At 66.1% G+C, this 7140-nt stretch carries 8 protein-coding genes; 1 reads left to right on the plus strand and 7 read right to left on the minus strand.

Annotated features, from left to right (window positions below):
- Nucleotides 1-49: 49 nt before the first annotated feature.
- Genes AT959_RS10810 through AT959_RS10835 form a run of 6 tightly spaced genes read right to left on the minus strand, consistent with a single transcriptional unit; the run spans nucleotide 50 to nucleotide 5662 of the window.
- Nucleotides 50-541, minus strand: coding sequence for a nucleoside 2-deoxyribosyltransferase (locus tag AT959_RS10810; RefSeq protein ID WP_066882973.1), 492 nt, complete (start codon nucleotides 539-541; stop codon nucleotides 50-52).
- Nucleotides 542-585: 44 nt separating this feature from the next.
- Nucleotides 586-1281, minus strand: coding sequence for a YecA/YgfB family protein (locus tag AT959_RS10815; RefSeq protein WP_066882974.1), 696 nt, complete (start codon nucleotides 1279-1281; stop codon nucleotides 586-588).
- 52 nt (nucleotides 1282-1333) lie between these two features.
- The gene (locus AT959_RS10820; protein ID WP_066882975.1) at nucleotides 1334-1963 is read right to left on the minus strand and encodes a nucleotidyltransferase family protein; all 630 of its coding nucleotides are present in this window, start codon (nucleotides 1961-1963) and stop codon (nucleotides 1334-1336) included.
- 3 nt (nucleotides 1964-1966) lie between these two features.
- Nucleotides 1967-2968, minus strand: a complete 1002-nt coding sequence (locus AT959_RS10825) for an XdhC family protein (protein ID WP_066882976.1) — start codon at nucleotides 2966-2968, stop codon at nucleotides 1967-1969.
- Nucleotides 2969-2978: 10 nt separating this feature from the next.
- A complete protein-coding gene (locus AT959_RS10830) occupies nucleotides 2979-5192 on the minus strand; it encodes a xanthine dehydrogenase family protein molybdopterin-binding subunit (RefSeq protein ID WP_066882977.1) in 2214 nt (737 codons plus the stop codon).
- An 11-nt stretch (nucleotides 5193-5203) separates the two neighbouring features.
- Nucleotides 5204-5662 carry a (2Fe-2S)-binding protein gene (locus AT959_RS10835; RefSeq protein ID WP_066882978.1) on the minus strand — a complete coding sequence of 153 codons (459 nt, stop codon included), beginning with the start codon at nucleotides 5660-5662 and terminating at the stop codon, nucleotides 5204-5206.
- 199 nt (nucleotides 5663-5861) lie between these two features.
- Between AT959_RS10835 and AT959_RS10840 the strand changes: the two genes are divergently transcribed.
- The gene (locus AT959_RS10840) at nucleotides 5862-6815 is read left to right on the plus strand and encodes an AraC family transcriptional regulator (protein WP_083518335.1); all 954 of its coding nucleotides are present in this window, start codon (nucleotides 5862-5864) and stop codon (nucleotides 6813-6815) included.
- Nucleotides 6816-6945: 130 nt separating this feature from the next.
- Here the strand turns inward: AT959_RS10840 and AT959_RS21615 are convergent.
- Nucleotides 6946-7140 (minus strand): hypothetical protein (locus AT959_RS21615; protein WP_205629884.1); only part of this gene is annotated, 195 nt, incomplete at its 5' end.

Raw genomic sequence — 7140 nt, forward strand, 5'->3', positions numbered from 1 at the left:
ACAGTTTTAGCAATTCGAAAGCACAGCAGCACCTGCAGCCCGGCCCCGCTCAGCCGCGCGGCTTTGCCGGCAACTGCGCCAGCGCCTCGGCCAGCCCGCCGATCACAATCTGCGCCGGCACCGCCAGCATCAGGTTGAGCGGCAGGCCGAAGTCCTCGACATGCAGACCCCGGCGGTCGACCGGTCGCCCGGCCCGATTTTCCAGCGGCCCGCCTTCGATCCGGGCAACGCGCTCGATCGTGTTCTCTTGCTCGGCGAGATAGCCGATCACCGGTTTATCGAGGGCCAGGGCGAAGCCGACCTCGACGCAGGTGCCGGAATCCGGCTCGCAGCCGCGGAAGGGATTGAGATTGGCGAGCACCGCGTCGGCGCTGCGGATCAGCTCGATATTGGCGTGGTAGATGCCCGGCGCCGTCGTTTCGACGCCATCGAGCGGAATCAGCGCCGTGTGGCCGAAGCGCGCGCACGACTGGCGGGCTGCGTCGGCCCAAGCCATGGCATCCGGGCGAAAAACATCGGGACCGGCCAGGTAGAGTTTCATGGGAGTTGCTCGTCGAAACGGGGCCGGCCCGGCCCCGGTGAATCTCAGTTCAGCTTTTCGGGCGAGCCGCAGCACTGCTTGAACTTGCGACCGCTGCCGCAGGGGCACGGGTCATTGCGACCGGATTTCGGCTCTTCGTGGCGGACCGTGCCGCCGCTGCGCTTGTTACGCCAGAAGTTGTACAGGGTCTGGATGATGACCGGCAGGTTTTCCTCGATATCGGCGACCAGGCGGGCTTCCTCGGCCGGCGCGAACCAGCGCTCGCCGCTCTTTTCGACGTCTTCCTTGAGCATGCCGTTGAGCATGAACATCGGTTCGAGCAGTTCGGACAGATCTTCGGCATGCTTGCCGGCCAGCTCGAACCAGTCGCCGGCCAGGCCGGCGCCATAGACATAGGAGTCGGCCCAGGCGGCGTAATCGTATTCCTCGCCGTTTTCGTCGAGCGGATAAAGCACCGGCGCCACCGTTTCGTCCGCCAGCAGCGCGGCGGCGATATCGTTGTTGAGGCGCATCAGCAATTCCATGCACTCGGCGACGACCGGATGGCTGGCGTTCTCCATGCCCTTGCCCAACACATCCGGCAGCCAGACCGACGGCAGGACCGGCTCCGGGCCGCTGACGATGGCGCAAAGGATGGCCTGGATTTCGTCCAGGCGCATCGAGTCTTCCTGGAAAACATCGTCTTCGAGCAGTTGTTCGAGGCGGTCGAGATCGGCGTCGGTCAGCGGGTTCGCATTCATGGTTCGTGTTCCTGTTGCAATTCCCGAATCATAGCCGAGGCCAGGCCCGACGTCAGGCCGGACGAGGGGTGATTTTTGCCATTTTTTCCCAGTCGACCGCAGGCATGGCCGCCAGATCGGCCGGCGTATCGATATCGGCCAGGATGCCCGGGTCGTCGAGCGTGACGAACTCGATTTCAGATGGCGCCCCCTGCAGCAACTGCCGTGCGCCGTGGTCGCCCTGCACGGCGGCCAGTTCGGCCCGCCAGCGCGCCGCAAAACCGACCGGGTGGCCGCGCTGGCCGGCAAAAGTCGGCACGGCGATGCTCGCCCCACGGCGCAAGGCCTCGGCGACCGCAACATGGCTGGCCGGCGCAATGGCCGGCATGTCGGCCAGCGCGATCAGCCAGCCGGCGGCCGCCGGGCTGGCCCGCACCCCGGCCGCCAGGCTATGGCCCATGCCCTGCTCGGCCTCGGCGCAATAAATCACCCGGCAATCGGCGGCTATCAGCAAGGCGGCCAGCGCCGCATCGCCCGGCCGCAACACGACCAGCACTTCGTCGCAGCCGGCCCGCAAGCTGCGCGCCGCCGCCAGCGCCAGCGGCGTGCCGTCAGCCAGCGGCTGCAGGCGCTTGTCGCTGCCGAAGCGCCGGCCCAGCCCGGCGGCGAGCAGCACACCGACGATCTTGCCGGCAGCCGTCATCGCTCAGCCGACTCGGCAGGCGTAGGGATCGGCTTCCATCGCCATGCCCACGGTCCGCGGATTGACCGCATTCTTGACCGCCGTCATCTCGGCCAGGATCGACACGGCGATTTCGGGCGGCGTCCGGCTGCCGATCGGCAGGCCGACCGGGCCGTGCAGGCGATCCAGCTCGGCTTGCGAGAGGTCGAAATACTCGCGCAGCCGTTCCCGGCGCTTGGCATTGTTGACCGCCGAACCGAGCGCCCCGACGTAAAAGGCCGGCGACTTCAGGGCTTCGAGCAGCATCATGTCGTCCAGCTTGGGGTCGTGCGTCAGCGCCACCACGGCGCTGTGCGGGTCGAGGCGCAGTTCGAGCACCACGTCGTCCGGCATGCCGGCCAGCAGCGTCGTCCCCGGCACATCCCACTCGCTGGCGTATTCCTCGCGCGGATCGCAGATGAAGACCTGGTAGCCGAGGGCCTGCGCCATCGACGCCAGAAAGCGCGAAATCTGCCCGGCCCCGACCAGCAGCAGGCGCCAGGCCGGGCCGTGCTGAGTGAGCAGCGTTTCACCGTCCCAGGAGAGCGCATTGCCGGCTCGCCCGCCGTCGATCTCGACGCTGCCTTGGGACAGCAGCAGGCGGCGCTGGACCAGTTGCCCGGCCGCGATGCGCTCGGCCATCTGGGCCAGCGCGCCGAGATCGGGCGCCTCTTCGATGACCAGTTCCAGCGTTCCGCCACAGGGCAGCCCGAAGCGGTGCGCCTCGTCCTGCGTCACGCCGTAGCGAACCAGTTGCATGCCGCTGCCGCTGAACTCGCCGGCCCGCATGCGATAGATCAGGTCGTCCTCGATGCAGCCGCCGGAGACCGAGCCCTGCACCAGCCCGTCGTCGCGCAGCGCCATCCAGGCGCCCGGCGGGCGCGGTGCCGAGCCCCAGGTACGGGCCACGGTGACCAGCGCGAAGCGATGGCCGGCCGCCGCCCAGCGTTGGGCCGCGGCCAGCACCTGCGTATCCAGGTTATCCATGGCGGTCTCCTCAGGTGACCAGATCGCTGCTGCGCAGCGGCAGCCGATGCAGGTACTTGCCGGTGGCGGCGGCAATCGCATTGGCGACGGCCGGTGCCAGCGGCGGCACGCCGGGTTCGCCGATACCGGTCGGCGCCGCGGCCGAGGGCACGATATGGACTTCGACGGCAGGCATTTCGTTGATGCGCAGCGGCGCGTAGCCATCGAAATTGCCCTGCTCGACCTTGCCGTCCTTCAACGTGATTTCGCCATGCAGCACCGCCGACAGCGCGAAGCCGATACCGCCCTCGACCTGCGAACGGATGTTGTCCGGGTTGATCGCCGTGCCGCAATCAACGGCACAGACGACGCGGTCGACCTTCAGACTGCCGTCGCGCGCCACCGTCACCTCGGCGACTTGGGCCACCACGCTGCGGAACGATTCATGCACCGCGATGCCGCGCCCGCGCCGCTCGCCGGCCTTGCCGGCCTTCAACGGGCTGCCCCAGCCGGCCTTCTCGGCGGCCAGCTTGAGCACGCCGGCGTGCCGGGGGTGGGCCGTGAGCAGGCTCATGCGCAGTTCGTAGGGGTCCTTGCCGGCGGCAGCGGCCACTTCATCAAGGAAAGCCTCGGTCGAAAACGCCGTGTGCGACGAACCGACCGAACGCCACCACAGCACCGGCACGCCGATATCAGTCGGCGTATGCAGGTCAACCGTCAGGTTGGGGATGGCATAGGGCAGATTGGACGCCCCTTCGACCGAGGTCGCATCGACGCCATCCTTGACCATCATCTTCTCGAAGGGCGAGCCGGTGATGATCGACTGGCCGACCAGGCGATGCTGCCAGCCGACGATATTGCCCGCCTCATCCAGCCCCGCTTCCAGCGCATGGTGGTAGAGCGGCCGGTAGTAGCCGGCCCGCATGTCGTCCTCGCGCAGCCAGACCAGCTTGACCGGCGCCTTGCCGCCAATCGCCTTGACGATCTGCGCGGCCTCCAGCACGTAATCGGAATCCTTGCAGGCGCGGCGGCCGAAACTACCGCCGGCGTACAGCATATGAATATTGACCTGCTCCGGCTTCAGGCCGAAAAGCTGAGCCAGCGCGTACTGGTCGCCGGTATGCAGTTGCTCGCCATTCCACACCTCGCACCCGTCGCTGCTCAGCCGGATGACGCAATTCATCGGCTCCATCGCGGCATGCGCCAGGAAGGGGAAATCGTAGCTCGCCTTGACCACCTTGGCCGCCTTGCCGAGCGCCGCGGCGGCATCGCCGTCCTTTCTTGCGGTCAACCCCGGTTTTTTGGCCATTTCCTTGTAGCGGGCCAGAATCTCGTCACTGCCCAGCTTGAAGGCGGCGCTCTCGTCCCAGCTCACTTGCAGCGCATCACGACCTTTCTTGGCGCTCCACGTATCGGTCGCCAGCACGGCAACCCCCTGCGGAATCTGCACGACATCGACGACGCCCTTCACTGCCCGTGCCCGCGTTGCATCGAAAGAGGCGACCTTGGCGCCGAACAGCGGCGGATGGGCGACCACGGCGACCAGCATGCCCGGCAGCTGAATATCTTGCGTGAACTTCGCCTTGCCGTTGGTCTTCTCCAGCGTGTCCTTGCGCCGCGCCTGCTTGCCGATCAGGCGGAAGTTTTCCGGCTTCTTCAGCGCCACCTCGGTCGGCACCGTCTCTTGCGCGGCGGCTTCGGCCAGGGCGCCGAAATGGGCGCTCCGCTTCGACGCGGCATGGCGCACGACGCCCTGACTGACCTCGATTTCAGCGGCCGGCACCTGCCAGCGCTTGGCGGCGGCGGCGACCAGCATGGCCCGCCCGGCCGCCCCGGCCTTGCGCATCTGCTCCCAGGAATTGGCCATCGCCGTGCTGCCGCCGGTGCCCTGGGCCGGCCCCCAGAACAGGTTGTTGTAGCGCTTGGCATCGGCAGGCGCCCCTTCGACGCGAACCTGCGCCCAATCGGCGTCCAGTTCCTCGGCCAGCATGGTGGCCAGGCCGGTGTAGGTGCCCTGCCCCATTTCCAGATGCTTGGAGATGACGGTCACCGAGTTGTCGGCGCCGATGCGCAGGAAGGCATTCGGCTCGAAGCTGACCGGTGCGGCCAGGCCCTCGCCCGCCTTGCCCGGTCCGGCTGCAGCCGCCGCCGCGGCAATGCCCGGCAGGCAAAAGCCCAGCGTCAGGCCGGCCCCGCCCTGCAGAAAACGGCGACGACTCAGGTCTTCAATCGCGATCTCGTTCATGTCGGTTCTCCTTAGGCCAGCGACTTGGCAGCTTCGTGGATGGCCGCGCGGATGCGGACGTAGGTGGCGCAACGGCAGAGGTTGCCGGACATCGCATTGTCGATGTCGGCATCGGTCGGCTTGCGGTTCTGCGTCAGCAGCGCCACGGCGCTCATCACCTGGCCGGACTGGCAGTAGCCGCACTGCACGACATCGAGCTTTTGCCAGGCCGCCTGCACGGCCTTGCCGACGCGCCCGGCATCGACCGTTTCGATGGTCGTGATCTTCTTGCCGACCACCGCCGACACCGGCAGCGCGCACGAGCGCATCGCCGTCCCATCGACATGCACGGTACAGGCGCCGCACAGCGCCTGGCCGCAGCCATACTTCGTCCCGGTCAGCTGCAGCGTATCGCGCAAGGCCCAGAGCAATGGGGTATCGGGGGCGACATCGAGTTTCTGCAGCTTGCCATTTACGTTGAGTTGGATCATCAGCAGCTCCTGTTGAGGTTGGGGTCGATCGGCGATGCGTGCCGCCGATGCAGGGCCGGAGAGATCCGGCTGATGGCGGCCAGTTTGTCTGCAGCAATGCCCGCTGCGGTAACCCAAAGCTGCAGACTTATTGCCTGATCCTCCAGAAATGCAGATGGAGGACTCGTCGCTCGCCAGCAAAACGGCTACCCTGCGGCCTATGGATACCCGCGTTCAGACCATCGTTCCGCCAAATGATTCCGTCATCTCCCCTGAGCGGCTGCTGAGCAGCCAGCGCGAGGAAATGGCCGACATCATTCGCCGCCACTGCCCGACCGACGGCATCACGCCGACCGCCATCCCCGGCCTCCAGCTGGTACGCGGAACCAGCACCAGTGCGCCCAATTGCGCTGTGACCAGCTCCTTTTTCGCGATGATGGCGCAGGGTGCCAAACGTATTCAGGTCGGCGACGACACCTACGACTACGACACCCGGCACTACCTGATTTCCTCGGTCGACCTGCCGATCTTTTCGCGCCTGACCCGCGCCTCGATCCTCGAACCCTATCTCGGCTTCGGCCTCGGCCTCGACCCGCTGAAAATCGAAGAACTGTCGGCCGCCATGCCTAAAAATCGCCTGCTGGAACCGGTCGACCGCGGCATTGGCGTCGGCCGCCTCAGCCCGGCCATCCTCGACAGCGCGCTGCGCCTGGCCCGCCTGCTCGACACGCCGGCCGACATCCCGGTACTGGCCCCGATCATCGAACGCGAACTGCTCTACCGCCTGCTCAGCGGCGAACTCGGCTCACGTCTGCGCCAGGCGGTGGCCAGCGGCAGCCACAGCCACCAGATCGTGCGCACCATCGCCGCCCTCAAGACACGGCTGGCCGAAGCAGTCAGCATCGACGACCTGGCCGACCTCGCCAACATGAGCAAATCCTCGCTGCACCATCACTTCAAGGCGCTGACCGGGATGACGCCGCTGCAATACCAGAAGCAGTTACGCCTGCACGAAGCCCGCCGCCTGCTGCTGGCCGACGACGGCGACGCCGCCTCCGCCGCCCACCGCGTCGGCTACGAAAGCCCCTCGCAATTCAGCCGCGAGTACCGGCGGATGTTCGGGGCGCCGCCGAGGAAAGATATTGCGTTGGTGCGGCAGAGCGAGGGAGAGTAAACTGCAGACTGGCACCCGGCCAAGACGCCCACCAGCCGCCGCATGGCGGCTTTTTGTTGCCAAAAAATCTCATTGCCAACAACGATGAGGCCAAAAACAGATCATTCGTTGGACATATAAATGCTTGGCACTAATGCTCTGCAATTTGAAACGAACCCGCCTGAAAACGCGACCCAGCAACTTGGGCGGCTGCATCATGGTCGGATAAAACCAGTCGTTTGGGAGGCCTAATTTCAGACCATCCCAATGATTCAACGAATTTTTGTATATATTTATTGATAGAAAAGCCTGCTGGTTTGGAGCGTGTCCGGAATTTTGTGTAAAC

It is taken from the genome of Dechloromonas denitrificans (assembly GCF_001551835.1).
GTDB lineage: Bacteria > Pseudomonadota > Gammaproteobacteria > Burkholderiales > Rhodocyclaceae > Azonexus > Azonexus denitrificans.

Coding starts and splice junctions, on each gene's coding strand:
- AT959_RS10810 (WP_066882973.1), bottom strand. CDS start 541: ATGAAACTCTACCTGGCCGGTCCCGATGTTTTTCGCCCGGATGCCATG.
- AT959_RS10815 (WP_066882974.1), bottom strand. CDS start 1,281: ATGAATGCGAACCCGCTGACCGACGCCGATCTCGACCGCCTCGAACAA.
- AT959_RS10820 (WP_066882975.1), bottom strand. CDS start 1,963: ATGACGGCTGCCGGCAAGATCGTCGGTGTGCTGCTCGCCGCCGGGCTG.
- AT959_RS10825 (WP_066882976.1), bottom strand. CDS start 2,968: ATGGATAACCTGGATACGCAGGTGCTGGCCGCGGCCCAACGCTGGGCG.
- AT959_RS10830 (WP_066882977.1), bottom strand. CDS start 5,192: ATGAACGAGATCGCGATTGAAGACCTGAGTCGTCGCCGTTTTCTGCAG.
- AT959_RS10835 (WP_066882978.1), bottom strand. CDS start 5,662: ATGATCCAACTCAACGTAAATGGCAAGCTGCAGAAACTCGATGTCGCC.
- AT959_RS10840 (WP_083518335.1), top strand. CDS start 5,862: ATGGATACCCGCGTTCAGACCATCGTTCCGCCAAATGATTCCGTCATC.